We start from the raw sequence: 24203 nt of genomic DNA, 5'->3' as shown, positions 1-24203 counted from the left end.
ATGAATACGAAAAATGAAAAAACAAATTCAATCGTGATAAAAATTTGGAACTAGATAATGAATAAGGCATATAAAGAAAAGGTACCCATATAGGTATCTTTTCTAATAGTTTTTTAGCAGAAACAACTGCATCCGATAATGATTAACAGAATTAATAATACAACTAATAAAGCAAATCCTCCAGCGAAAGCAAAGAAGTTAGGTGGGGGATCAACTGCCCATAAAAGTCCGATTGGTTCAACTAATAATCAGTGGAGGATAAAGAACCCCCCACTGATTAAAGTTTCACTTTATTATGCATTGTTACATACTTCTCTAAATTCCTCTATTTTTCATTTGATAAAATGGAATCCTAATATTACCAAAAGTTAAATAAATATTTCTACATATTCAAGATATTTACATAAATTACAAAAGTGATACATTTAAGTTGTAAGCTATAAAAACTATTAAAGGGGGATTTATTATGTTTAAGAAATTAGTAGTAGGGCTATTGGCAACTGGTATTGCATTAACAGGAGGAATTGGAGCGGCTTCAGCTGATACGCAAAAAGCTGTGAGTTCTCCGAAGCAAGCAGCATGCTCAATTCCTTATGAGTATTCTAATGGTAAATTTAAAAGAACTCTTTATTACTCAAATGGAGTATATGCTAATAGTTTTAATGAAAATGTTTGTGGCGGGACGATTACATGGTATTTAAAGCATGTTCAAAATGGAGTTGCTTTTTACGAAGGTAATTTAAAATAGTAGAGTTTTTGAACCTCATGTATTGAGGTTCTTTTATTTTTGATTTTTAAACTGATTCTCTATAAAAAAGCTAGGATTTCTCTTAGCAAAAGAGTTATATGTCATACAGAAAGACAATTGTATACAAACTGGATATTTTCAATTTTATTATATAACGTTTATTGAGGGAATAATTGAATTATGGCAATCTTTACGTAAGCTTTATGTGATATTAAAGTTTTTGGGAGAGGTTGAAGTAGAATTTTGTACAAATAAGTAGGAAGTATGGAGATAATATTATAAATAAAGGGCTCAATTCTCAAAAGGGAGAGAGTTGAGCCTGAAGAGGTAATTACTAAGCTCTCGGGTTGATGAAAACTAGTAATTAAATAAAATTGCCCTAGGTTTAAGGGGGCTAGGGTTTCACGTTTTGGTATATCTCACACGACATTATAAAAAGAATAGAACGTACTGAAGATAACACATGAATGTTTCATAAATGTATCAAAAAAATGAACAAATTGTGTTTGAAATAAAAAAGGTCCTTACTATTATGTAAGAACTCCATAAACAAAGAAAAAAGTCGTATGTGCCTCTATATTAGAATCGAAATAACCTTTTTAATATTCAATTATATATAGTTTTCTATATAACTTAACGTGATGAAGTTAAATAAAAATGTTATTTTAATACAAAACGAAATTGAAAGTTAGCAAGCAATACTTAAATAAGTAAAAGCGGCAAATCCATAAACTAATAAGCTACTAGTAGCAAGGAATTTTATAATTTCATTTGTAGAAATAATAGTTAAACATATTGCTATAGATGCACCTATAAAGAATTGGTACTTCGTATGTATATTTGTAAGATTAATTATTACAAGTACAGTTAAGAAAAGTGAAATGAAGTTCAAATATCTTTTCATTGTCATATTTCCTTTCAATATTTGATCTGTATTTATTATACCGGATTGTACCAGTAATAACATACTTTGTAATAGATCGTAATAGAAATCTCATTTTGCCATAAATAAAAAGGCGGTTGTTTCCGCAACCACCTTTCAGCAAAATAAAGCACTTTTTCAGAAATAAAATATGGATAATTCCTGGAAATGTTATAGGATATAATCCCATTTTTATAATTCAAGTGACGAGCTTAATTTATAAGAAAGGAATGACTACATTATATGAAAACTTGTCTAACAAGGTTACAAATAAAAGAGCAGCTAGCAAAGGCTAACTGCTCAATACAAGGAGATACAGAGAAAACTAAATGGGTTTTGGCATACAGCCTATCAACATTATGGACATAATATTGAGTTTTATTCGAAGGAATTCATGTTTTGTAAATTAGATTATAATAATAGATAATTTAATAAATGCTACGATTGGTTTAGGGTTAGTAAGGCAATACATCGCTCCACAGAAATTAGAAATGGCTGTAGCTTGTATAATGAAATAAGTGATGATATGGCACGAAAGCAAACGCGAGAGTCTCTTAGTATTGTACTAGATAAAACGATAAATACGTTTATAAAAATGAGGAATAAAAGAAAGGACCCCCTGGAGTTCGGGTCCTTTTAGAAGTGATGATGTTTTCTCGGCTTGGGAAACTGAGAAAATACAAAAATATAATACATTGAGATTTAGAGAATTTCAATACTAAATTAGAGATTATCATGAGGGAGTTATAACGAGTTACTATTTATATATCCACAAATAAAACAACATAATATCACCATGAATCCCTATAACAATATGAATTTTTGCATATTTCAAAACCTAATATATCCCTCAAAAAATTTTAATAGTATAATATGTTTTGTCATATTCTTTTAGATTTTTCGACAAAAAATAACATAAATAGAAACGATATTGGGAGAAGGAATTATGTACACAAAACTACTAAAATCAATTACATCATTATCACTTATTGGTGGTGCTTTACTGTATACAAACGGCAGTGATGTGAAAGCTGCTGAGGCGGGTATTTTTTCTGATGTGCCTACATCGCACTGGTCGTATCCAGCGATTAAAGATTTAGCGAGCAAAAATATTCTTTCCGGTTATGGAAATGGGATATTTGGTTTTGGAGATGTTGCGACGAGGGAGCAAGTTGCAGCTTTAGTGTATCGTGTAATGCTTCCGAATAGACAAGGCGGAACATTTAGTAGCAATAATGCTCTTTATGTATTAAAAGATGGATCTAAGTTTAATAACCCTTATGGTGATATTAATCAAAACTCTACGATGTTCCCTGAGGAAATTTTAATGTTAACGAATGCAGGGGTATTTACAGGGGATGAGAAAGGGAATTTTAGACCGAAAGCTCCTGTGAGTCGTGCGGAAATGGCGCAAATTTTAACAAATGCCTTCCATCTTTCTGCGAAACAAAAGCATACATTTAACGATGTTCCAAGCGGTTTTTGGGGTGAAAACGCAATTAGTGCAGTGCAATCAACTGGGATTGCTTCTGGTACAGGTGAAGGGAAATTTGAGCCATCTAAAACGGTAACACGTGAACAGTATGCGCAATTTTTATATAACACTTTGAAATATAAAAAACCAGAAGTTGCGGTGCAAAATACAGGAGATGCAGCACTATTAGCAGCATTCAAAGATGAAGTGCAGAAGCGTATTAATGCGTACGAAACGAATATTACACTTCCATATAAAACGACAAATAGTAATACAAAAGAAGTGATGAATACACTTTTTAACGCCTATAAAGAAGTGGCAAGTAAAAATGAGTATACAAATAATAATAGATCGAATGTTTCATATGGACTTTCTGGATCACCTGGAAATTATACGTTTACGCTAAAAATTACATATCGTGAAACGAAAGAACAAACAGAATATGTAATGAAGCAAGCGAAGGCAATTGTTTCTTCTATTACACAAGTTGGGATGGATGATCACGAAAAAGTGAAAGCGATTCATGATTATGTCGTAAAACATGTTGCTTATGATACGTCTTATAAAGCTTACACAGCATATGAAGCACTCGTAAATCGTTCTGCGGTTTGCCAAGGTTACGCACTATTAACTTATCAATTATTAAAAGAAGCAGGAATTGAGAATCATTTTGTAGTAGGAACTGGAGACGGTCAGCCTCATGCTTGGAACTTAGTGAAAATCGAAAACAAATGGTATCACCTTGATACAACATTTGATGATCCTCTGCCAGATGAACAAGGCCGCGTAACATATTCCTATTTCAACTTATCAGATGAGCAAATCGCAAGAAATCATGAGTGGAACCGAGGGGACTATCCGCAAGCTACAACAAATTATTATAGTACATTAACAAATAAAATTGCTGCAGGTGGTACGAAAATCCCTGCCTATCAGCAAATATTAAAAGATACAAAGTTAAACTATTTAGGAAATGAATACATCGCAAATAACTATAACGAATTAAAAAATAAAATGCAGCAACGTTATAACGAAAAGTCACCAAAGATCGAAATCCTTTATAAACAATCAATGGATGGCGCATTGCAAGATGTGAAAAAAGCAATTGGAGAAATCGGTTATCCGCAAGGGGCGAACCGTGTTTCTTATAAAGCGGAGCCGTATAATGCGAAAGAAGGATATTCTTTAGTGACGATTACGTTTATGTAAAAATAACCTAGATCCTATGGGATCTAGGTTATTTTTTTAACTTAATTTGACATATACAGTCTAACTGTATAAAATCAAACTATACAGTTGAACTATATAGTTTAGCTATATATTTATCGTTACATTGGAGGTCTTTATGAATAGAGATAAAAATTTACCATTAACGGAAACGACGTATTACGTTCTTTTAGCTTTATTAGAGCCAGCACATGGTTATTTAATTATGCAAAAGGTGGAGGAGCTGAGTAATCATCAAGTGAAAATCGCAGCGGGTACATTGTATGGGGCGGTTGAAAATTTATTAAAACAAGGGTTAATAGAATCAGTAAAAAGTGAAGATAAACGAAGAAAAGTGTATGCCATTACGGAACGTGGGAAAGAAGTATTGCATTTAGACTTTATGAGAATGCAGCACATTATTGCGGTTACAAAAAGTTTATTACACGTATAGTTAGGGGGAAACGATGATGTGGAAATTGAAATTCTTTTTAGACTTTGAGAAAGAGGAAAAATGGTTAGAAGAGATGGCTTGGAGAGGATATCAACTAGAGAGCGATACATTTGGTTATACATTTAGATATACAGAACCAGAAGATGCAACAATTAAAATAGACCATAGAGTATTTAGTAGAAAAAGTGACTTTATTAATTACTGTACATTATTTGAAGATAGTGGTTGGGAGCATATAGCTGGTAATTGGTGGTCAGGTACGCACTATTTTAAAAAGGTAAATGAGGAAAGTGAAGATGACATTTTTTCAGATCAAATGTCACGAGCAGGGAAATATAAACGTCTATCTAAAACATTTTTAGAATTAGCTATATGTTCTATTCCGATATTAATCCTATTTATGTTTAATGACACGATTCATTTAGGAGCACTTGCAAATCCGAAAGAATTATATTTTACGCCAGGACTATGGGATAAGCAGGGTGTATCATTTCTATGGGCATTCTTATTTGAAACACCACTTGCATTGATGAGAGGCTTTGCATGGTTGTTTATCCCTGTAGCAATTGTTATGTATTTAGTTTGCTCATATAAAGCACATCGGTTGTATGAAGAGAGAAGATGAAAACAAGCACTTATCAAGTAACATTAAGATAGGCAGAGAAGTATATATTTTTTCTACCAATATGTAGTTCCATTAGGAGATTGCTTATAATGGAATTTAATACATACACAGTAATGCTTATGTTCTTAGCCATTGTCTCAAGCAAGGACTTTTAGGTGTTATTACTACTATTGTTCTCTTGTTAATCGCTGCATGGACTACAAAGAATCTCATACAGACGGTCAGCATAAATAAATTATTGTATTTCTCAATAAACAAAAACAACTTAACATGGTAAAATAATAGTTGGATGGGAGTCCAATACATATTATTAAAATTAAGATGGTTCAAGTCGGAGGAAGGCACCTTAGGGTGTCTTTTCTTTATTTTGCTAATGAATAGATTGTCCTCTTCTATATAACTCTTTAAAATATAAAATGTGCCATCTTTGCCCTTCCCTTATGAAGGGAGGGACAGGCATGAAAAAACGTAAAAAAAAGGCGACCAAAAAGGCAAAATCCCAGTCTTTTGTAAGTAATCTAGCATCGTGGACGACAGTACTGAGAAATATTCATTACTTCTTCACGCAAAGCCAGTTTGTAAAACATATAATTCAATTCATCAAAGAACAAATTGGAATGTAAAAAAGTGCTGCTATGATTAGCAACACTCAACTCAAAACTAAAGTAGATGGAACACTGAGCTGAAAGTACTGACCATACTTTCTTCGCACAAGACCAAAGTGATTTAGAAGCGGCAAAGGTGTCAGTGTTCTATCTTCTATTAAGATTATATTTTATTTTGTCCATAATAGACCTATATATACGTTAATAAAAAAGAAATACCCCAGCGACCAACCGGGGTATTTCATGACCGATAGGAATGAAAAAACTTGGCGACCAAACCTAGCTTTTGTGTTATTCCCATAAAATTTAAAAACTAAGCAACATCTTGTTGCACTTTTATTTTATCATTATCTTTCTCTTATTGTAATACATTAGATTATTTTTTAGATAAGAGTCCAATACATATTATTAAAATTAAGATGGTTCAAGTCGGAGGAAGGCACTTTAGGGTGTCTTTTCTTTTTTCTAAAAGAGAGTTTTGCTTTCAAGAAGATACATTTTTAATGGATTACTGCCATGAGTATATAGATAAAGTCCATCAAAACATGTATGTTCATGAATATGTAAAATTACATAAAATTTCCGAGAAAAAGAGAGTATACTTTCTTATTGTGTAATAAAGATAAAGCCCGCCTACGGAAATAGGCGAGCTTTTTTAACATATAAAGAAAAGCAACTTTTAAGGTGACTTCCTTTGAGTTGAAACATTTTACTAAGTTAAGTTTTGTGATGATTATTTCTTTTCATTTAAATGAACTAGAGTAGTACATCACTTTATTTTTAAGCATCCTTCTCAACAAATATGAATATTTTCATTATCCTTTTCACTACAAAGGGTAGTAATTTAGAAGCTAAAAATGCAAGCACGAAAGCAATTGCCCATGTTTTTATCCATGATTTGAGAAATAAAGCTGTATACCCAACATTCATTGAAACCATGACGAAAGAGATAATACTAGATATACCTAAAATCATAAAGAGATTAAAAATTATCGGTTCAAATTTTTTATTGATTTTCAAAATTAACACCTATTTTCTATATATACTTTGCTGTCCGATTTCACCAACATCTAATCTTACAGTTTGAAATCTATGTTGTCCAGCTTGTTGTACTTTTCTGCAATAGCAATTATTGAGATGTTAACTAGTTTGTCTGGGATGGGAACTCATGATATTGCTATCAAGCTAAGGTTGTATAAATGAACACTTTATCTTTTTTATAGCATCGAAGTTCATTTTGGGGGCGAATGTAATATTACATCATTAAAGTAATAGTTGCACTTGAAACTCTGCATATCGCATGTCTTTTCCAATAGTTTTTTAGCAGAAGCAAGCAGCTCCAATGATGATTAATAAAATAAACAATACAACTAATAAAGCAAATCCTCCCGCGAAGCCATAACTATCACCAAAGCCGAGAACAGTTCCTCCTTTAAATAGGAGGGGGAAAACAAAGGATCAATTATGTGTTTTAACGGATTCCATTTACTTTATGTATTTATGAATGGAGCAGGTTCTTTTCAAAATAGATTTATTCTTTGAAGGAGTTCAAGGACAAAATAGGAGAATTTATATTATTTATTAATAGGGAATAAGTGGGGAATAAAATTTCCAAAAACACAGATAGAAATCCGCTTTTATACCTTTCATTAAAATAATACTAGCATTATATATTGTAAGGAATACTTATCCTTAATTGTAAATGAAAGGGGGGATTAGTATGAGTTATGGCTATGATCATCCTCCTGAAAAACATCATAAACACCACAATGAAACTTTGTCAACGGGTGTATTACGTAGACATTCCGCTACGTTGTTTCTTACTGTGGAAGCTATGAATGTTGATCCAGATGATACTCATACAGTAACTGTTGAAATGTTTGATTGGTCATCGGGTTCTCCGGTATTGTTACCATTAGTAGACCCTTCAACACAAACATTGGCACCTAATCGACGTGTTACTTTTCGTTCAGCAGCTCTTTCTTCAGGTGTTTTTGCTTATGAAGTAAGAATCATTCGTTCGAAAGATAGAGATGTTGTTACGAATGTTTTTGGTCTTAGTGCAATCGTATTTAACCCACAAGAAGGAAATAATGTTTTACAACATGATTTAGCAAAATTAGATCTTAAATAGCTTTTATAAAAGTTTATTTATTGGACAAGATTAAAAAAGAGTAGGATTACATCCTACTCTTTTTTAACATCAATTATATTAAAATTTTAAAAGAAATCCTTCATCATTTTCACATCTTTAATATTCACTGTTACACCTTCAACCTTATCCTTCTTCTCATCTTTAGCAATCGTAATTTTCTCATTATTATCAACCCAAACAAGAAATTCTTCTTTTGTGTCATCTTTATATGTAACGGTAATAGTAGAATGTGCCGATTCTCGCTTTTTTTGATCTAAAGTGATTGTTTTAGGCGTGCCTTTTTGAACTGCGGAAACGATAGATTGTATCATTTCTTCGTTGTCTGTTTGAGATTTAGAAGTAGTATTATTGGTTGTCTGAAGTATTTCGATATCTGTAATGTTTGCGGAGTTTAATTGAAAGGCATTTTGTTTCTGTTCTTGCTTAGCTTGTGAAGCTTTATCTGTAGCTGAGGTGCTTGTGCAGCCTATTAAAGTGAAAGATAGAGCGGTTAGAGCGCATATATAAGTGGTTTTTTTCATTATATCCCCTCCTTGGTTTAATTATAACAATTTTCTGTTAATTTAGGTAGTTATTGTAAGAGGATTTATTTTACTAGTTTTAGGATAGAGAAAGTTCAAGAGGAGGTTAACCGTAAATAATAACCATCAGGGTCTACAATACGAAAATCCTTCATTCCCCAAGATTGCATTTTAAGGTTAGATTCCACTGGATAATTTTTTTCTAATACATGTTGGTATATTTGTTCAATATTATCAAAAACCATGATAACTTCAACACCTTTACCTTTTGGCTTAAGTCCACCTGTTTTTAAATAATGATTTTCATTGAGAATATAATCAGGGGTTAATAATAAAGAAAAATCCCCTAGTTTAATCATTGCACTAGTTGCATTCTTTTTTGAAAATACAAGGGTAAGGATTTCCTCATAAAAACGAATAGATCTTTGCAAATCTTCAACAAATAACTCTAGACGAAAGTGCATATGTACTCTCCTTTTCATTTTTTTCAAATTTTATGTTTAACATTTCGAAAATAGGTGTACTACATATAATATAACAAATAATTCATTTTAAAGGAGGAAGTTAAAGATGGAAACGAAGTATAGGAAACCTTTTGTATATGAATTTATTACGGAGAAAGAGGTCATGAATGCGGCGAATGATCTAGTAAAGAAAGGAATAGACCAAAAAGATATTTACGTATTAACACACGAGAAAGAAAGGACAGATAGAATCGCAGACAATGCAGACGTGAATACAATTGGTATACAAGAGGAGGGACTTGGGACAAGTATTATTAACGTCTTTCAAAAAACGGGAGATCAGTTAAGAAATAAGATGCAGGAGTTAGGGCTTAATGAGGAAGAAGCGAACTTCTACGAAGAAAAGCTGGATGAAGGGAAAATCTTGTTATTCGTTAAAGATTTAGAGAGAGTCGGTGAATGGTTACAAGAAAGAAGATGCATGTATTCTATTTAAATTTGTATCCTGTAAATCTATAAATCTATTACGAAAAGGAGATGGGAAATATGAGTGAGAGCGGACTAAAAGAACAAATTACTGGTAAAGTGGAAAAGACAAAGGGACAAGTAAAAGAAGGAATTGGTGAAGTTACAGAAGATAGAAAGTTGAAAAATGAAGGGAAGTGGGACAAGACGAAGGGAACGATAAAAGGAAAAGTCGGAAAAGTTAAACAGAAGATAAGTGATGGGTTGGATAATAAAGAATAATACATGTTTATCAAGCTTTGGTTACATACCAAAGCTTGATAAATACAATATAAAACGAATATAGGAGGGTTAATTGTGGGACTTATTATTACGTGTATTGTAGGTGGACTTATTGGTGCGTTAGCTGGAATGATTACGGGAAAGGACTTTCCTTTAGGTATAGTTGGTAATGTGATTGCCGGATTAATCGGATCTTGGGTAGGTAGTGCGTTATTTGGTCATTGGGGTCCTGAATGGGGAGGCATCTTTATTCTTCCAGCGTTATTAGGTGCAATTGTCTTTATTTTAATCGTTACATTCTTCTCTAGAATGCTACGGAAAGCGTAAGTATGATAATGAATAGTAATCTTAAGTTTATTATATATAGTTATAAAGTAAATAGAATGATAAATATACATAAAAAAGCATCCAATTCAAATAATTTGGATGCTTTTTTATGTAATCTGCATAGGAATGAGCGGGGGATGAAGGCCCCCGCTCATTGAAATTACACTTTCTATTTATGTATTAAGCCATCGTTACTTTTTTACAAGCGTTTATTCTTACGACCTGCCTTGGTTCTATATGAGATAAGTCCTCGTTATTACCTATATCAACTACAATTGTATTCGTTAGTATATTAATAATGGAACCAACTAATTTTGTAGCATGATCGTGTCGATAAGAAAATTGAACAAAATCTCCCTTTTTAAAGTTGTGCTCTTCCATAGATAGATCCCCCTAAAAATAATGTTTATAGATTATATATACACAAATTTATAAGGTTTAAACATTTGGTAGTATTTTTTACGTGTTAAGCCGAGAAAGGTGTGGAAAATTTATTTATAATAAAAATAAAAAAATATGTTTAAAACTAATTTTTATGGGTAATTAACATAGTAGTAGTAGTTTGAGATAAGGGGGCGGAAATGATGAATTTGGGAATAAATATTTTGCAAAATGATGTAGGTTATACGGTACAGCTTAATGGTGAAATTGATGCATATACGGCATCAGATTTGAAAAATAAGATGATGCCTATTGCAGGCGAAAAAGAGGTTCATATTGTCGTAGATTTTACTGAGGTAGAGTATATGGATAGTACAGGATTAGGCGTGTTTATAGCGCTATTAAAAGCAGTTAAGAAAAATGATGGAAAACTAGAGTTTATTGGTGTATCTAAAAGGTTAAAAAGATTATTTGATATTACAGGGTTAACAGAAATATTAAATTTGAATTCCGATTTTGAAAAAGTAGAAAGAAGGTGACTAGGGATGATGGAGAGATTTGAAAAGATAGAAATGAAAATTCCTGCAAAGGCAGAATATGTGGCTATTATTCGTTTAACAATGGCTGGTGTTGCAAATCGAATGGGCTTTGCTTATGACGATATAGAAGATATGAAAATTGCTATTAGTGAAGCATGTACAAATATTGTACAACATGCATATAAAGAAGACGTTGGAGAAATTGCAATTGTCTTTGGGCTATATGAAGATCGATTAGAAATTATGGTTGCGGATAATGGGGTTAGCTTTGATTTTAACAACTTAAGAAGTAAAGTTGGTCCGTATGATATTAGTAAACCAGTAGAACATTTGCCGGAAAATGGTTTAGGTTTATATTTAATTAATACGTTAATGGATGATATACAAATCATGCATGATGAGGGCATGACAGTTTTAATGACAAAATATATACAAAGAGAGCAGGTGGAGAATGATGGAAATCCAATCTCAACCTACAACTCTTACTAAAGAAGACGTTATGAAACTAATTGCAGAATTTCAACAAAACCAATGTGATGAAGCACAGGAAAGGTTAGTTGATCATTATAAAAATCTTGTCTATTCTATTGCATATCGCTATTCAAAAGGCGGGCCGATGCATGAGGATATTATACAAGTAGGCATGTTAGGGCTCTTAGGCGCAATAAGAAGGTATGATTATTCGATAGGGAATGCTTTTGAGCCTTTTGCAATACCTACAATAGTAGGCGAAATAAAGAAGTATTTACGTGATAAAACTTGGGGCATTCACGTTCCAAGGCGAATTAAAGATTTAGGCGGAAAAATTAAACTTGCGATAGAGGAGCTAACAGATCATTTGCAGCGTTCACCGAAGATTATAGAGATTGCGGATCATTTAGGACTATCCGAAGAGGAAGTGCTAGAGATTATGGATGCGAAAAATAATTATCGAGTATCTTCCTTAGATGATGTAGTTGAAAATGCATCTGATGGAAGTTCGGTAGCGAGAATTGAATCTGTAGGTGAAGTAGAGCAAGGATATGAAGAGACAGAAAGGCGTCTCGTTTTAAAGGATATTTTTAACGTATTAAATGAAACGGAAAAGAGTGTTATTCATTATATATTTGAAGAAAATTTAAATCAAAAGGATACAGGGGAACGGTTAGGTATTTCACAAATGCACGTTTCTCGTATTAAAAGACAAGCGATAAGTAAATTGAAGCAAGCCGCATTTTTAGATACATAAAAAATTTAAAATAATGATGTTTAAAACATGAGAAAAGGGGTACGTATTAAGTATAGGAGGAGATATAAAAATGTCACACGATGTGAAAGAACTAATCGAAGGATTGAATGAAGATTTAGCAGGAGAATACTCAGCAATTATTATGTATAACCATAATGCAGCAACAGTTTCTGGTATATATAGACAAGTGTTAAAACCTTTCTTTGAATCTGAAATTAGTGATGAACAAGGACATGCCCTATATTTAGCGGAGAAAATTAAGAGGTTAGGTGGTACACCTACTACGATCCCTTTACCAGTGAAACAAGTAGAAGACGTTAGAGAAATGTTAGAAGAAGCTAGAAAGTCAGAATATGAAACAATTAAGCGTTATGAAAAGAGAAAAGAACAAGCAGCGAAATTAAATATGACAGAGTTAGTTGTAAAGTTAGAAGATATGATCGCAGATGAAACAAATCATATGGAAGAATTGGATCGTCTTTTAAATGATAAAGCAATGGTGTTAAATTAAAAGTGGAAACTTATAGAGTGAAAGAACAAACTCTCATTTCTGGGGGTTTGTTCTTTTGCTATATAAAAAATATGTTTGAGTAGGAAATTTTCATTTTATAACTGAGTATGTAATACTAGAAAAATAGAAAATGATAATCGATTTACATTTTATATAAGAAAAGGGGAAATCACTTGTGTCCATTTTAATTGTCGATGATAATCCGGTTAACATCTTTGTAATTAAGAAGATTTTAAAACAAGCCGGATATCAGGATCTTGTATCGCTGAATTCTGCACAAGAGCTTTTCGAATACATCCATTTTGGAAAAGATTCTTCCAGGCATAATGAAATAGATTTAATACTATTAGATATTATGATGCCTGAAATTGATGGACTTGAAGTTTGTAGGCGATTACAAAAAGAGGAGAAGTTTAAAGATATTCCTATTATTTTTGTAACAGCTTTAGAAGATGCGAATAAATTAGCTGAAGCTCTTGATATGGGGGCAATGGATTATATTACGAAACCTATAAATAAAGTTGAATTGTTAGCGCGTATGCGTGTAGCATTACGCTTGAAATCGGAATTAAATTGGCATAAAGAACAGGAAGAAAATCTTCGGAATGAACTAGATTTAGCTACGCAAGTACAAAGAAACTTATTAAGTAGCCCATTAAGAGAAGAACACATAAAAATCGAAGCAAGTTACTTACCTTCATTTAAACTAGCTGGAGATATGTATTACTGGTATAAAATCGATGAAAACCGCTACGGTATTATATTATTAGATGTGATGGGACATGGTGTATCCGCTTCCTTAGTTTGTATGTTTATTTCGTCTGTATTACGTGAAACGATTAAAAGTTTAATCGACCCAGAACTCGTTATGAAAGACTTAAATAAATATATGACTCTTTTACATAATGAGAATGACAATATTCCATATTATTTTACAGCGATATACTTAGTAGTGGATACAGAAAAGAGAACGATTGAATATGTAAATGCAGGACATCCTTCTGGATACGTTTTAGTTGATGAAACAAATGTAGTGGAACTAAATCGCGGGAGTTGTGCGGTAGGATTTTTTGATGAAATAAAAGTTGAAAAGACAGTTATACCTTTTGAGAAGAACACTCAAATCGTATTGTTTACAGATGGTGTACTTGAAGCAATAGCAAATGATGAATTTGAGGCTGAAGGGAAATTACGTACTTTTACAGAAAGAAAATGGGGAGAGTTAGAAGAAGAGATAGAAGGATTTTACAAGGAAGAACAGAAGGAAGCACAATCAGATGATATGTGTCTTATCATGATACAAGCGAATGCGAAATAAAAAGCGTATGAAATCCAAATAGAGGATTTCATACGCTTTTATTGTATTTTTTGATAGATTTGTTCGTGTGGATTAAATTGCGTATAATGCGGCATGATATCCGAGAAACGAAGAGTTTCTTTATTTCCTAAACATAGGAATCCATTGTGACTTAAACTTTCATAAAATAGTTGCTGTACTTGGTTTTGAAGTTTACTTGTAAAGTAAATTAAAACGTTACGGCAAAGGATAATATGAAATTCGTTAAAAGATTGATCGGTTACTAAATTATGTTGTGCAAAAATAATGTTTTGTAACAGTGAAGGATTAAAATAAGCAAAACGACTATCCGTTGAATAATAGTTAGAAAATGCTTGTGTACCGCCAGCTTGTAAATAATTTTTCGTATAAGTTTGCATTTTATTTAATGGAAGAATACCTTGTTTTGCTTTTTCTAACACGTCTGTATTCATATCTGTTGCGTAAATAACAGCTTTTTCACTTAATCCTTCTTCGTGAAGTAAGATGGACATGGATAATACTTCTTCACCAGTGGCACATCCAGCATGCCAAATTCTAATTTCAGGATGCTTTCTTAATTCAGGAATGACATGCTCTCTCAGCGCCTTAAAAAAGATAGGGTTACGGAACATCTCAGTTACATTAATCGAGAAATCATTTAATAACTGTTCTAAAACCCCTTCCTCGTGAATTACTTTTTCTATTAATTTTGAAATGGTAGGGATATTAGAAATCTGCATTCGATTACAAATCCGCCTATAAATAGATGTGCGAGCGTATTGGCGAAAATCAAATCCTGATAGTTTAAATACCGCTTCCAATAGTAAGTCAATTTCTAAGTTCGTACGCTTATCCATATCTACTGATGGATCAAAATTATAATACTTATTTTCCACTGAAACGAAACCTCACTTATTTTATTAACCATACACTCATTACCGAATAGAGTTGATGTAAATTTAATGGTTTACTTATATAATCTGAAGCGCCAGCAGATAAACATTTTTCCTTATCATTTGGCATTGCTTTAGCAGTTAATGCGATAATAGGTATTTCATGTAACCCTAAGTTCATTCGGATATGTTCCATCGTTTCATAACCGTCCATATTTGGCATCATAATATCCATTAAAATAAGGTCGATATTTGTATTGTTTTTTAGTATTTCTAAACACTCTAGGCCGTTTTGTGCAGTAATGATATTGGCATGGTGTTTTTTTAATGCATTTTGTAATGCAAATATATTTCGATGATCATCATCGACAATTAAAATGGTTTTCTCTTGGAAGACATTATTTGTTTCTGGAAGAACGATGGTTTCCTCAACAACTTCAGCAGGAATAACTTCATCTACCGTTGCTGCGACTTCTAAATTGGATACTTGTATATCAGTTAATCCGTTTGGAAGGTTAGGAATATATACAGTGAAAGTACTGCCTTCTCCTACATGACTTTCTAACGTAATCCAACCACCTAATAGTCTAGCAAACTCTTTACAAATAGATAAACCTAATCCTGTACCACCATACTTTCGAATTGTTGCACCATCTGCCTGTTGAAAGGCTTCGAAAATAAGTTGATGCTGTTCTTTAGCAATACCAATACCAGTATCTTTTACCGAAATGGTTATCCAATCATTACTAATAGACTGCATTTCATGGCTCAAATTAGTTGCTTCTATTGAATCAAAATGTAAAGAGACAGATCCTTTTTCCGTAAATTTAAATGCATTGGATAATAAGTTTTTAATAATTTGTTCAATCCGTTTTGCATCTGTATAAAACAGATTAGGAATGGTGTCACTGTCTTCAACAGTAAATTCTACATTTTTTTGTGCAGCGATATGTAAGAAGTTTTGCTGCATACTTGCAGCCATATCACTTATGTTCGTTGCTTCAAAAATGACATCTAGTTTTCCGGCTTCTACTTTAGATAAATCTAGTATGTCATTAATTAAAGTAAGTAAATCCTTCCCTGATGAATGAATGACGGTTGCCAATTCAATTTCATCATCGGATAAATGATTATCATGATTTTCTTTTAACATTTCAGATAATAGTAAAATACTATTTAACGGTGTGCGTAATTCATGTGACATATTTGCTAGGAATTCTGATTTGTATTTTGAGCTACGTAACAACTCGCTTGCTTTTTCTTCTAATTCTAATTTAGTCACTTGTAAGTCAGCTGTCTTTTGCTCGGCCTCTTCCGTTCTAGACTCTAACTGTTCGTTCGTTGTTCTTAATTCCTCGGCTTGCATTTGTAGTTCTTCCGCTTGCGTTTGCAATTCTTCTGATTGAACTTGCAACTCTTCTGTCATTGCTTGTGATTCATGTAAAAGAGTTTGAATTCGCATGCGTCCCATAATACTATGGATTGTTAAACCTAGATTATCAACAGTTTGGTGAATTAAATCTTGATGTAAATCTGAAATGTCAGTTACACTTACTAACTCCATTACTGCAATCACTTCATCCTCAAATAAGACAGGGATGACTAGTAAATTTTTAGGGCGTATTTCTAATAATCCAGTAGTAACGTAACGAAACTCTTCAGGTATGTCCCTAAGAATAAAACTTTTCTTTTCTAAAGCAGACTGTCCAATGAAGCCTTCACCCATTTTAATAGATTGTTTTCCAATATCAACACCTTGATCGGCGAAAGAAGCTTTTTTCACAAAGTAGACAGTTTCTTCAACTTCTTCACGTACATAAAATGCACCGCAAGAAGTTTGCGTTTTTTGTATAATGCCACTCAAAATTTTGTTACCTAACATCTCAATAGAAGATACACCTTGATACATTAAAATTAATTCTGCAATCTCCGTTTGTAACCACTCTCTTTTCGATATTTCGTCTAGCAGATGGTTCGTTGTATGAGCAAGATCTTTTATTTCATCATGTGTATTTACATGAATTCTTTCCGTAATTTTTTCTTTAGAAGAAATGGATTTAATAGCTTGAATTACATTTTTAATCGTTTTTGTAATGGAATTCGAAATATAAAGTGAAACGATAATAGAAACACAAGATAGTAAGAACAATAAACTGTATAACCAAAGCTCTAATTTATTATTTTTAGTATCTAATTGTGCAGCTCTTTTTTTCGTTAATTGCTCCTCAGTGCTACGGAAGTCAGTTAGTTGTGATTGTAATGATTGGATTTCGGTAGTGTCGATTTCTTGTATTTTATTACTATTATGATTTGCAATTAACGGGTGAATCTCTTTATTCATCCAATTAGTAATGTTTCCATTAATCTCTTTTAATTTTTCTTGCTGAGATGGATTATCTTCTAATAAAGAAAAAAGATTATGGTAATGTTTTTCATAATCTCTTTCGGCAGAGTTAAGAGATTGCAAATAGTTCGCGTTATTAGAAGTAATAAAGCCTTTCGCTTTATTTTCTATTGTTAGCAAGTCTTTCTCCACTTGATTCGTTAAATTGAGAACTTTAAAATCGTGATCAATAATAAAATTACGAGATTTTTGTAAATTGGAAATCTGATTGTTTAACATAATAAAAGAAATAAGTAAAAACAAAATGATAACTAAATAACCAGCCATAATTTTGTAGCGAATACTAAATTTTGCTTTCGATTTCATTAAAAATTCCTACCTTCAAGGTTATTAAAAGTTTTCTATTTTAAAGAATGAAAAACGTAATATATATTATATCAGTTTTCATAGGGCTAAACTAGAAATCCCCCTATTGTATTAGGGGGTCTCGTTTTGAATAGAGGAAATCATTTTGAAGTATAAAACTATGTATGAAAAATAACAATCGAGGGAATAGGGGATAATAAAACCTTTAAGAAGGAAAGAGTGTTCTTAAAGCTCTTTTTGCATCTATTCCTTCAAATATAAATAATACAAGCTCTCTCTTTTTTATAGTAAGGAAAAATGATACTAATGTGCTTAAGTTTTTAATAGAAGTAAGTGTTCCTCGTTTACTTATAAATACATTCGTTTGAAATGTTGTCATTAAAGCATAAAAATGATGAATCTGCGTTATTGTAGGTGTTTCATTATAAAGAATAGTAGTAGAGTGAATGGCGTTCATCGTAATTTTCCTTTCCATATAATAAGCATAACAATATAAACATACCCGTTTTAAAAAATGTTAAACATATAAATAAGAAAAAATATAATTATAGTTTTTTACGTTTAGAAAGGGGGAAGAAGGGTATACATATACCATAAAGAGATTGACCGAAGATGGATTGTAAAGTTTTAGTCTATAAAAATATACTTTTACTTTAAATAAAAAGGAGACTGTTACATATGGATAAAATGATAACGGATATTACATTTGATTTCATTTACTTGTTAAGTAGTTCTCTTGTAGTCCTTTTATTATTAGCATTTTTCGTAAATGGTTATGTGAATAAAAAAATTAGTGTATATAAAAACGAAGAGTAATAAAGATACGTTATATAAAATTTTAGGAGGTTAATAGTTATGAATATGGATAGAAAAATAGTAGGTGTTTTTCCAACAATTGATGATGCAGCACTCGTTATTAATGAATTAAAGGAAAAAGGATACTCGGCAGATAACATTTCAGCTATTGCGAAAGATCAAAAGGAAATTGAACATCTGGAAGAAAAATCAGGTGAGAAAGTGAATCATGAAACTGCACATAAAGGAGATATCTTTTCAGCGACAGGACTTGTAGCAGGAGGAGTAGCAGGCGGACTCGGAGGTTTATTAACAGGCCTTGGTGTACTTGCTGTATCTGGACTGGGCCCAATTGTAGCAGCGGGACCGATTGCAGCAGCAATTGGGGGAGCCGGTATTGGCGGAGGAGCTGGAAGTTTAATAGGAGCATTTATCGGCTTAGGAATCCCTGAAGACCATGCTAAAAAGTATGAAGAATATATTTACGATGGGAATATATTAATTTTAGTAGATGCAAAATTAGATGATAAGTTAGAAATCTACAAAATATTTGATAAGCATAATGCTTATAACTCTGATTTCTTTAAATAAAATGTAAACAAAGTAAATATCGTTTTTGATCTTACAACTTTGGCACGACCGAGGAGTCGTATGACTATAAGAGAAGAAGGGCTTATAGTAAAAGATCAAATTTAAGAGAGAAGGGGTGTCTTGTCGTGATTGTAAAAATATTAAAGGATAGTAGCAATAGCTTCCTTTGTACAGTGCAAAATAAAAATGGAGATCAGTATGTGAAGAAATGGTTTCGTAAACATGAAAACAATGAAGAATTAGGACGACCAACTTTTAAAGAAGTAGAACGCGACTGGAAAGAAAATAGGGAATCGTTTATGTATCCTAATGTTAAAGCACTTTATTAAACAAAATAGTCGCTGTATTCTTACAAAACTGTCACATTCCTGTAAGGTAATTCAATAGATTCGTTGCTTGTTCCATGTCATAATAAAGACATAAGAAAGCTAATTAAAACTACAACTTATTAGGAGAGTGTCAGTCATGATTGTAACAACAACGTCTGGAATTCAAGGTAAAGAAATTATTGAGTATATCGATATTGTAAATGGTGAAGCTATTATGGGTGCAAATATTGTCCGCGATTTATTCGCTTCTGTTCGTGATGTTGTCGGTGGTCGTGCTGGTTCTTATGAAAGTAAGCTAAAAGAAGCTCGTGATATCGCAATGGATGAAATGAAAGAACTTGCAAAACAAAAAGGTGCGAACGCTATCGTTGGTGTTGACGTAGATTACGAAGTAGTTCGTGATGGAATGTTAATGGTTGCTGTAAGTGGTACAGCTGTACGTATATAAGTAAATAAAAAAACAGGCTCACCCCTTGAAGATTATGCTTTGAGGGGGTTTTTTTATTTTTCTTTTGCTCATGACTAAAGTTAAAATAGAGAAGGGCCGACGTACTAGCTCGCTTATTTCAAATGAAGTATATTATTTCTGAAGATAAAAGTAATAATATGGAAAAATATATTTAACGAAGGTGTTAACTTTATGACAAATAATAAAATTGTTATTTGAGATAATGAGAGAATTAGTGGTATGAATAATTTTAGAGAATGTATAGTTGATAGAAATAAACGATGAAGCATGTAAAGAGTTATATTACATAAAATTTATTATGAATGGAGGCGGTTACAATATGTTTTGGTTAGGATGTTTTTTAGGATACATTGTAGGATCAGTTATTACATGCGCTCTACTTTACTATGGGTATAGATCTAATGAAAACAAAAAAGCGAATATACAAAAGAGGGAGGAGAGGAAAATCAATCAAAAAGGTGTATAGGATGTGGAAGGTACGGTGATAACGTTGATGCAAAAATAAAGGACAGTACATATTTTGATGACTACTATGTACTGTCCCGTTTATTTTTAGGGGATTAGGAAAAGTTGTTTTCTGCCCTGCTATAAATTTCATAGGCGAAAAACCCCAATAAATAGCCGATTCTAGCTCCTAAACTCACCGCAAGAAGTGAATAATCCGGGAAAAACATGCCGGAAATCAGACCGATTATACAGCCAACAAGCATTCCTATAGGTATGAGACTATCTAATAAGTTTTGAGCTTCTTTTGATTTTTTCTTACCTAATTTTCCGTTCTTATATTTATGTTCCAATCTTTTTATTACAAATACTACAATTCCCCCGACTAGTATAACAGGCCAAATTGCCGAAATTAACCACATGTGAAAATCTCCTTTCACCTTTTAATAGAATTATACCAGATACTTACAAATGTTCGCTCTTAAAGGTATTATCTAGTCTATTTAAAAGGCCAATCAAAAAGCCCACTTCAATTGTAGTTAATAACTAGTCAAAAAGACTTTCCCTTTCGTTTTCTCAGCAGACTGCACAACATCAACCGCCGTTTTCACATCCGCTAAGTCATATGTAGAATGTACTTTCATAAAACGTAATTGCTTATTTTCTACTAAGTGAATTAAATGACGAAACGTCTCTTGCCATTTATATGGCGTTACTTCTTTATTCCAATGTCGTAAATGAAATATGTTCGCGTGCACTTTTGCTTTCGTGACAATCTCTGCCCAGTTAACTTGTACACCTGATAGAAGACCGATCGTTAAAAAGTGCCCGTTTGGACGTAAGGAGAAAGCCAATTCATTTCCATCTGATCCCCCGATAGAATCAATTGCAGCATCCGCGCCGAGCCCGTTCGTTAATTCCATAACGGTTTCATAAAGCGGGGTAGTGGAAGTATCGATTACATATGCAGCACCAAGGCGTAGTAACTCCTCTGTATGCTTATTATTTCTTGTCACGGCAATGAGTCGGAAGTTTAAAATGTTTGATAACTGCGCAAAAAGATGACCAATGGCGGATCCGCAAGCATTCACTAATAAAACGTCATTACGTTGTAAGTTTAACGTTTCTGTACAAGTAACCCACGCTGTAAGAGGATTAATATACATTTGTGCCGCTGTAAAATCATCGATAGAATCCGGAATAGGAACTACAAAATCAGCTGACGTCTTCACATACTCTTGCCAAGTACCTTCTCCACGTAACGGTAAAACACGTTTACCGATAAGCTCTCTCGTAACGCCCGCGCCAACATCTTCTACAATACCAACACCCTCATAACCAGGTATGTTAGGTAAAGGAATTCTATGAGCGTACGCTCCCGTTATTGGAATTAAGTCAGATGGATTAATCGGTCTAACTAGCATACGAACTAAAACTTCATTCTCTTTTAATGGTTCTATATTTTTATATTCAACTTGTAGTACATCTTTTGGATTGCCGAACTTGTGAAATTGAATGTGTTTTCCGTGCAAGATAAATGATCCCCCTTAGTTTGATTGGGTTTATTATAGCATTTTTGGTATGAGGGAATTTTATTGAAGGTGAATAAATTGATATTAATATATATATGTGGTTAAAAGAAAAATCTCCTTGAAGTCTATACTTTGAGGAGATTTTTTGTACAGCAAAATTTATGTTCCAGATTCATGATTTAACTTAGAAAATCATATGTTTAAGTAGAGCTTTTTTCTGTCAAAAATGTATGTAACAATTTTAATTTGGACAAGGAGGAAAAGCATGGACAGATGTCGAAAGTTAGGGCAGTCTTTAAATTTAAATGAAAAAGAAGATGAATTGGGGGTAATAGATATGAGTCAAGTAGTGACTGATATGCAACCGTTAGAAACAAAAGAAACAGAGAAATTAGTAACTCGTCGCCCAAAAGATGCTCAAGATTTACGCAAAATGATCGGAACTCGTACAGCAGGTAGTAAAAATTTAGTAGATATTTATAAAGAAGAAAGATAAGGGAGAAATATAAATGGTAACTAATTTCGTTCAAGGTGAGGGTGCTGTTTTAAGTATTCAACAAGCATCGATTTATGTAGATGCTTGTTTTATTTTGGCATTTTTAGATGAAGATGATACTCGTTCTGATAAGGTAGCTAATTTAATTAACGCATGGACGGAGAAAGAAATAGAAATGGGGATTAGCTCACATACTTTTACAGAAGTAGTAGGTATTCTTATGAAAAATAAAATTGAGCGAGCATTGAAAATCTATATAGAGAATATGGAAAATATAAAATCTAAAGGAATAGGGTGTTTGAGTGAAGATGATAGAAGAGATATTGTTTCTATAGAAGCGGCATGTAATTTATATGAAATCTATCAATATATTATTAAAGTAAGGGCAGAATCTGAAGATGAAAGTAAAGAGGTTTATACTAAAGAATTACTAAAGGTAGGAAAAAGGCATGCTAAAAGAAGAAGTGGATTAACAGCGTATTATACAAACGTTGTTCAAACCTTCGAGGAATTTCTGTATAGTATGGAAAATCACTTCAAAATTAAGGTTGAATATATTTCTTCTGATAAGAAGGCTATAGATGCTGCAGCTCAGTATATGAAGCTTTATCAATTAGAGGCCTACGATGCAATGCATTTAGCAATAGCTAGAAATAAATGTGATTACTTTATAACTTTAGATCAGGATTTTATACAAAATTTTTTGAAAAAAGATAAGAATTTGCAAACAAAAGTTATAGTCTTTGCATGAAAAAGGAAGCAACCGTAGTTGCTTCCTACATCTATTAAGCCGAAGCTCTCTTCATTCTCTCAAGTAAACTAGATAACACATGCGTACGATACGATTCTAGTTTTTTACCTTCATAAGTACGGATACCTAATTTTTTAAGTTCTTTTACATACCAACCTTTGCTTCCGAAATACATGTGATCGCTCCCCTTCAACTTTGTTTTTATTTGTTCTGATTGCATATGGAGGTACAGGTAATATAATGAAGGAAATGAATTTCGCGCGAAAATGGTTAACTTTGTTGCAAAAGACATATATACTAAAGATAGTATATAACGAGGTGGACAAGACGTGATTATAGAGAAGCACGAAATTCAAATTGACCAAATTACGAGCGGTAAAGTGAATATCTTTACTTTCTATAGAAATAGAAAGCAAATTGATGATCAGTTTTTACGATTGCAAGAACCATCGCTTACAGCAAACTACTTCTTCCATTTTCATTTTGATGCAGAGAGCTTGCATCTACTGCAGAAAGAGTTTCAGGGCGTATATCCGTACGACGGTAGTGAAACGATTCACGACTGGACGGAAAAGATGAAAGCAGAATTGCAACATCAGATCCAAACAGGAAAATGGAATAAACGCGTACGTATCGGTAATCGCATTCTAGATGTGGTGTTTACGTGGTGTGACGAAGATATAGTAGAGTGAAAAAGAAGCGGATGACGCTTCTTTTTTTTAGCGCTGGAATAAAACGAGCTTACCTGCAGTAGATGTGCAGCGATGTGTTTTTTCATACAATCCTTTTTCTCGTAAAATAGATTCACCTTTTGCTTTCGCTTCTTTTTCAGTTGCCGCCTCGAATGATTCGTCTAATGCTTTAGAACCATCTTTTTCAAAGACTGTTAGAACGTATACTCCCATGAAAATTCCCTCCAATAATAAAAATCAGAATCTTATAACTATTTTGGCATAAATCACTAGAAT

Annotated in this window: 33 protein-coding genes and 2 pseudogenes; 21 read left to right on the top strand and 14 right to left on the bottom strand. The window is 32.7% G+C overall.

Features of this window, described 5'->3' with window-relative positions; genetic code table 11:
- Positions 1-113: 113 nt before the first annotated feature.
- Positions 114-188 (bottom strand): annotated as a pseudogene (locus QCI47_RS22990) (YjcZ family sporulation protein); the annotation flags it as partial.
- A gap of 278 nt (positions 189-466) precedes the next feature.
- Here QCI47_RS22990 and QCI47_RS22985 point away from each other — a divergent pair.
- Positions 467-748, top strand: coding sequence for an LCI fold-containing protein (locus QCI47_RS22985; RefSeq protein WP_000473834.1), 282 nt, complete (start codon positions 467-469; stop codon positions 746-748).
- Between the two features lie 688 nt (positions 749-1436).
- Here QCI47_RS22985 and QCI47_RS22980 read toward each other — a convergent pair.
- Positions 1437-1652 (bottom strand): hypothetical protein, encoded by a 216-nt coding sequence (locus QCI47_RS22980; protein ID WP_000833256.1) that lies wholly within the window; start codon positions 1650-1652, stop codon positions 1437-1439.
- Positions 1653-2616: 964 nt separating this feature from the next.
- Between QCI47_RS22980 and QCI47_RS22975 the strand changes: the two genes are divergently transcribed.
- From QCI47_RS22975 to QCI47_RS22960, 4 genes are all read left to right on the top strand, one after another.
- Complete coding sequence (locus QCI47_RS22975) at positions 2617-4353, top strand: S-layer homology domain-containing protein (RefSeq protein WP_163072793.1); 1737 nt, start codon at positions 2617-2619, stop codon at positions 4351-4353.
- Between the two features lie 136 nt (positions 4354-4489).
- Positions 4490-4804: a PadR family transcriptional regulator gene (locus QCI47_RS22970; protein WP_061131459.1), complete on the top strand. Its 315-nt coding sequence runs from the start codon at positions 4490-4492 to the stop codon at positions 4802-4804.
- Positions 4805-4817: 13 nt separating this feature from the next.
- Positions 4818-5429, top strand: a complete 612-nt coding sequence (locus tag QCI47_RS22965; protein WP_002170313.1) for a DUF2812 domain-containing protein — start codon at positions 4818-4820, stop codon at positions 5427-5429.
- 458 nt (positions 5430-5887) lie between these two features.
- Positions 5888-6052, top strand: a complete 165-nt coding sequence (locus QCI47_RS22960) for a hypothetical protein (protein ID WP_000746318.1) — start codon at positions 5888-5890, stop codon at positions 6050-6052.
- A 762-nt stretch (positions 6053-6814) separates the two neighbouring features.
- Here the strand turns inward: QCI47_RS22960 and QCI47_RS22955 are convergent.
- Together QCI47_RS22955 and QCI47_RS22950 are read right to left on the bottom strand one after the other, a co-directional pair.
- Positions 6815-7054 (bottom strand): DUF2798 domain-containing protein, encoded by a 240-nt coding sequence (locus tag QCI47_RS22955; protein WP_000700215.1) that lies wholly within the window; start codon positions 7052-7054, stop codon positions 6815-6817.
- Positions 7055-7354: 300 nt separating this feature from the next.
- Positions 7355-7429 (bottom strand): annotated as a pseudogene (locus QCI47_RS22950) (YjcZ family sporulation protein); the annotation flags it as partial.
- 325 nt (positions 7430-7754) lie between these two features.
- Between QCI47_RS22950 and QCI47_RS22945 the strand changes: the two are divergent.
- On the top strand, positions 7755-8168 hold the full coding sequence (locus tag QCI47_RS22945) for a hypothetical protein (protein ID WP_000120200.1): 414 nt from the start codon (positions 7755-7757) through the stop codon (positions 8166-8168).
- An 86-nt stretch (positions 8169-8254) separates the two neighbouring features.
- Here QCI47_RS22945 and QCI47_RS22940 read toward each other — a convergent pair whose 3' ends face one another.
- Together QCI47_RS22940 and QCI47_RS22935 are read right to left on the bottom strand one after the other, a co-directional pair.
- Positions 8255-8710 (bottom strand): hypothetical protein, encoded by a 456-nt coding sequence (locus QCI47_RS22940; protein ID WP_000754259.1) that lies wholly within the window; start codon positions 8708-8710, stop codon positions 8255-8257.
- A 95-nt stretch (positions 8711-8805) separates the two neighbouring features.
- Complete coding sequence (locus tag QCI47_RS22935; RefSeq protein ID WP_000545705.1) at positions 8806-9174, bottom strand: VOC family protein; 369 nt, start codon at positions 9172-9174, stop codon at positions 8806-8808.
- Positions 9175-9280: 106 nt separating this feature from the next.
- Between QCI47_RS22935 and QCI47_RS22930 the strand changes: the two genes are divergently transcribed.
- The 3 genes from QCI47_RS22930 to QCI47_RS22920 all read left to right on the top strand — a co-directional run bounded on the left by QCI47_RS22930 (position 9281) and on the right by QCI47_RS22920 (position 10248).
- Positions 9281-9670, top strand: coding sequence for a YflT domain-containing protein (locus QCI47_RS22930; RefSeq protein ID WP_000448798.1), 390 nt, complete (start codon positions 9281-9283; stop codon positions 9668-9670).
- 50 nt (positions 9671-9720) lie between these two features.
- Positions 9721-9921: a CsbD family protein gene (locus QCI47_RS22925; protein WP_309422051.1), complete on the top strand. Its 201-nt coding sequence runs from the start codon at positions 9721-9723 to the stop codon at positions 9919-9921.
- Positions 9922-9996: 75 nt separating this feature from the next.
- Positions 9997-10248, top strand: coding sequence for a GlsB/YeaQ/YmgE family stress response membrane protein (locus tag QCI47_RS22920; RefSeq protein WP_000522902.1), 252 nt, complete (start codon positions 9997-9999; stop codon positions 10246-10248).
- Positions 10249-10428: 180 nt separating this feature from the next.
- Here the strand turns inward: QCI47_RS22920 and QCI47_RS22915 are convergent, their stop codons facing one another.
- The gene (locus QCI47_RS22915; protein ID WP_000390993.1) at positions 10429-10629 is read right to left on the bottom strand and encodes a hypothetical protein; all 201 of its coding nucleotides are present in this window, start codon (positions 10627-10629) and stop codon (positions 10429-10431) included.
- Between the two features lie 200 nt (positions 10630-10829).
- Here QCI47_RS22915 and rsbV point away from each other — a divergent pair, with 200 nt between their 5' ends.
- The 5 genes from rsbV (at position 10830) to QCI47_RS22890 (ending at position 14225) form a co-directional block, all read left to right on the top strand.
- Positions 10830-11168 carry an anti sigma b factor antagonist RsbV gene (gene rsbV / locus QCI47_RS22910; protein WP_061131460.1) on the top strand — a complete coding sequence of 113 codons (339 nt, stop codon included), beginning with the start codon at positions 10830-10832 and terminating at the stop codon, positions 11166-11168.
- Positions 11169-11174: 6 nt separating this feature from the next.
- The gene (gene rsbW, locus QCI47_RS22905; protein WP_000970575.1) at positions 11175-11657 is read left to right on the top strand and encodes an anti-sigma B factor RsbW; all 483 of its coding nucleotides are present in this window, start codon (positions 11175-11177) and stop codon (positions 11655-11657) included.
- Positions 11620-12396: an RNA polymerase sigma factor SigB gene (sigB, locus tag QCI47_RS22900; protein ID WP_033670914.1), complete on the top strand. Its 777-nt coding sequence runs from the start codon at positions 11620-11622 to the stop codon at positions 12394-12396. The genes rsbW and sigB overlap by 38 nt, the downstream gene beginning before the upstream one ends.
- 70 nt (positions 12397-12466) lie before the next feature.
- Entirely contained in the window at positions 12467-12907 is a 441-nt protein-coding gene (locus QCI47_RS22895) for a ferritin-like domain-containing protein (RefSeq protein ID WP_353811959.1), read from the top strand.
- Positions 12908-13082: 175 nt separating this feature from the next.
- Positions 13083-14225: a fused response regulator/phosphatase gene (locus tag QCI47_RS22890; RefSeq protein WP_163072791.1), complete on the top strand. Its 1143-nt coding sequence runs from the start codon at positions 13083-13085 to the stop codon at positions 14223-14225.
- Positions 14226-14263: 38 nt separating this feature from the next.
- On the opposite strand, the gene QCI47_RS22885 is transcribed toward QCI47_RS22890, so the two are convergent.
- From QCI47_RS22885 to QCI47_RS22875, 3 genes are all read right to left on the bottom strand, one after another.
- The gene (locus QCI47_RS22885) at positions 14264-15121 is read right to left on the bottom strand and encodes a CheR family methyltransferase (RefSeq protein WP_000429027.1); all 858 of its coding nucleotides are present in this window, start codon (positions 15119-15121) and stop codon (positions 14264-14266) included.
- Between the two features lie 16 nt (positions 15122-15137).
- Entirely contained in the window at positions 15138-17828 is a 2691-nt protein-coding gene (locus tag QCI47_RS22880) for an ATP-binding protein (RefSeq protein WP_240814318.1), read from the bottom strand.
- Positions 17829-18033: 205 nt separating this feature from the next.
- Positions 18034-18285, bottom strand: a complete 252-nt coding sequence (locus tag QCI47_RS22875; RefSeq protein ID WP_000991341.1) for a hypothetical protein — start codon at positions 18283-18285, stop codon at positions 18034-18036.
- 221 nt (positions 18286-18506) lie between these two features.
- Between QCI47_RS22875 and QCI47_RS22870 the strand changes: the two genes are divergently transcribed.
- From QCI47_RS22870 to QCI47_RS22855, 4 genes are all read left to right on the top strand, one after another.
- Positions 18507-18644: a hypothetical protein gene (locus QCI47_RS22870; RefSeq protein WP_000359816.1), complete on the top strand. Its 138-nt coding sequence runs from the start codon at positions 18507-18509 to the stop codon at positions 18642-18644.
- A gap of 39 nt (positions 18645-18683) precedes the next feature.
- Positions 18684-19214: a general stress protein gene (locus tag QCI47_RS22865; RefSeq protein ID WP_076868744.1), complete on the top strand. Its 531-nt coding sequence runs from the start codon at positions 18684-18686 to the stop codon at positions 19212-19214.
- Between the two features lie 125 nt (positions 19215-19339).
- Positions 19340-19543: a DUF4028 family protein gene (locus QCI47_RS22860; RefSeq protein WP_000635850.1), complete on the top strand. Its 204-nt coding sequence runs from the start codon at positions 19340-19342 to the stop codon at positions 19541-19543.
- Positions 19544-19679: 136 nt separating this feature from the next.
- A complete protein-coding gene (locus QCI47_RS22855; protein WP_000637511.1) occupies positions 19680-19991 on the top strand; it encodes a YbjQ family protein in 312 nt (103 codons plus the stop codon).
- Positions 19992-20572: 581 nt separating this feature from the next.
- Here the strand turns inward: QCI47_RS22855 and QCI47_RS22850 are convergent.
- Together QCI47_RS22850 and QCI47_RS22845 are read right to left on the bottom strand one after the other, a co-directional pair.
- Positions 20573-20878, bottom strand: coding sequence for a hypothetical protein (locus tag QCI47_RS22850; protein ID WP_353811958.1), 306 nt, complete (start codon positions 20876-20878; stop codon positions 20573-20575).
- Between the two features lie 117 nt (positions 20879-20995).
- Positions 20996-21988 carry a zinc-dependent alcohol dehydrogenase family protein gene (locus tag QCI47_RS22845; protein WP_000546061.1) on the bottom strand — a complete coding sequence of 331 codons (993 nt, stop codon included), beginning with the start codon at positions 21986-21988 and terminating at the stop codon, positions 20996-20998.
- A gap of 265 nt (positions 21989-22253) precedes the next feature.
- On the opposite strand from QCI47_RS22845, the gene QCI47_RS22840 reads away from it, so the two are divergent.
- Both QCI47_RS22840 and QCI47_RS22835 read left to right on the top strand, forming a co-directional pair.
- Positions 22254-22484, top strand: coding sequence for a hypothetical protein (locus tag QCI47_RS22840; protein WP_000373322.1), 231 nt, complete (start codon positions 22254-22256; stop codon positions 22482-22484).
- A gap of 13 nt (positions 22485-22497) precedes the next feature.
- Positions 22498-23235 (top strand): type II toxin-antitoxin system VapC family toxin, encoded by a 738-nt coding sequence (locus QCI47_RS22835; protein ID WP_163072787.1) that lies wholly within the window; start codon positions 22498-22500, stop codon positions 23233-23235.
- Between the two features lie 34 nt (positions 23236-23269).
- On the opposite strand, the gene QCI47_RS22830 is transcribed toward QCI47_RS22835, so the two are convergent.
- Positions 23270-23410, bottom strand: coding sequence for a YflJ family protein (locus tag QCI47_RS22830; RefSeq protein WP_000273537.1), 141 nt, complete (start codon positions 23408-23410; stop codon positions 23270-23272).
- Positions 23411-23564: 154 nt separating this feature from the next.
- Here QCI47_RS22830 and QCI47_RS22825 point away from each other — a divergent pair, with 154 nt between their 5' ends.
- Positions 23565-23927 carry a hypothetical protein gene (locus QCI47_RS22825; RefSeq protein WP_000582794.1) on the top strand — a complete coding sequence of 121 codons (363 nt, stop codon included), beginning with the start codon at positions 23565-23567 and terminating at the stop codon, positions 23925-23927.
- A gap of 27 nt (positions 23928-23954) precedes the next feature.
- Here QCI47_RS22825 and QCI47_RS22820 read toward each other — a convergent pair whose 3' ends face one another.
- The gene (locus QCI47_RS22820) at positions 23955-24140 is read right to left on the bottom strand and encodes a YhzD family protein (protein WP_000539554.1); all 186 of its coding nucleotides are present in this window, start codon (positions 24138-24140) and stop codon (positions 23955-23957) included.
- Between the last annotated feature and the right edge of the window lie 63 nt (positions 24141-24203).

Origin of the sequence: Bacillus cereus group sp. RP29, assembly GCF_040459765.1 — a bacterium.
Classification (GTDB): domain Bacteria; phylum Bacillota; class Bacilli; order Bacillales; family Bacillaceae_G; genus Bacillus_A; species Bacillus_A paranthracis.
Note: the sequence above shows the minus strand (reverse complement) of the source record. Positions and strands in the feature narration are given on the sequence as shown.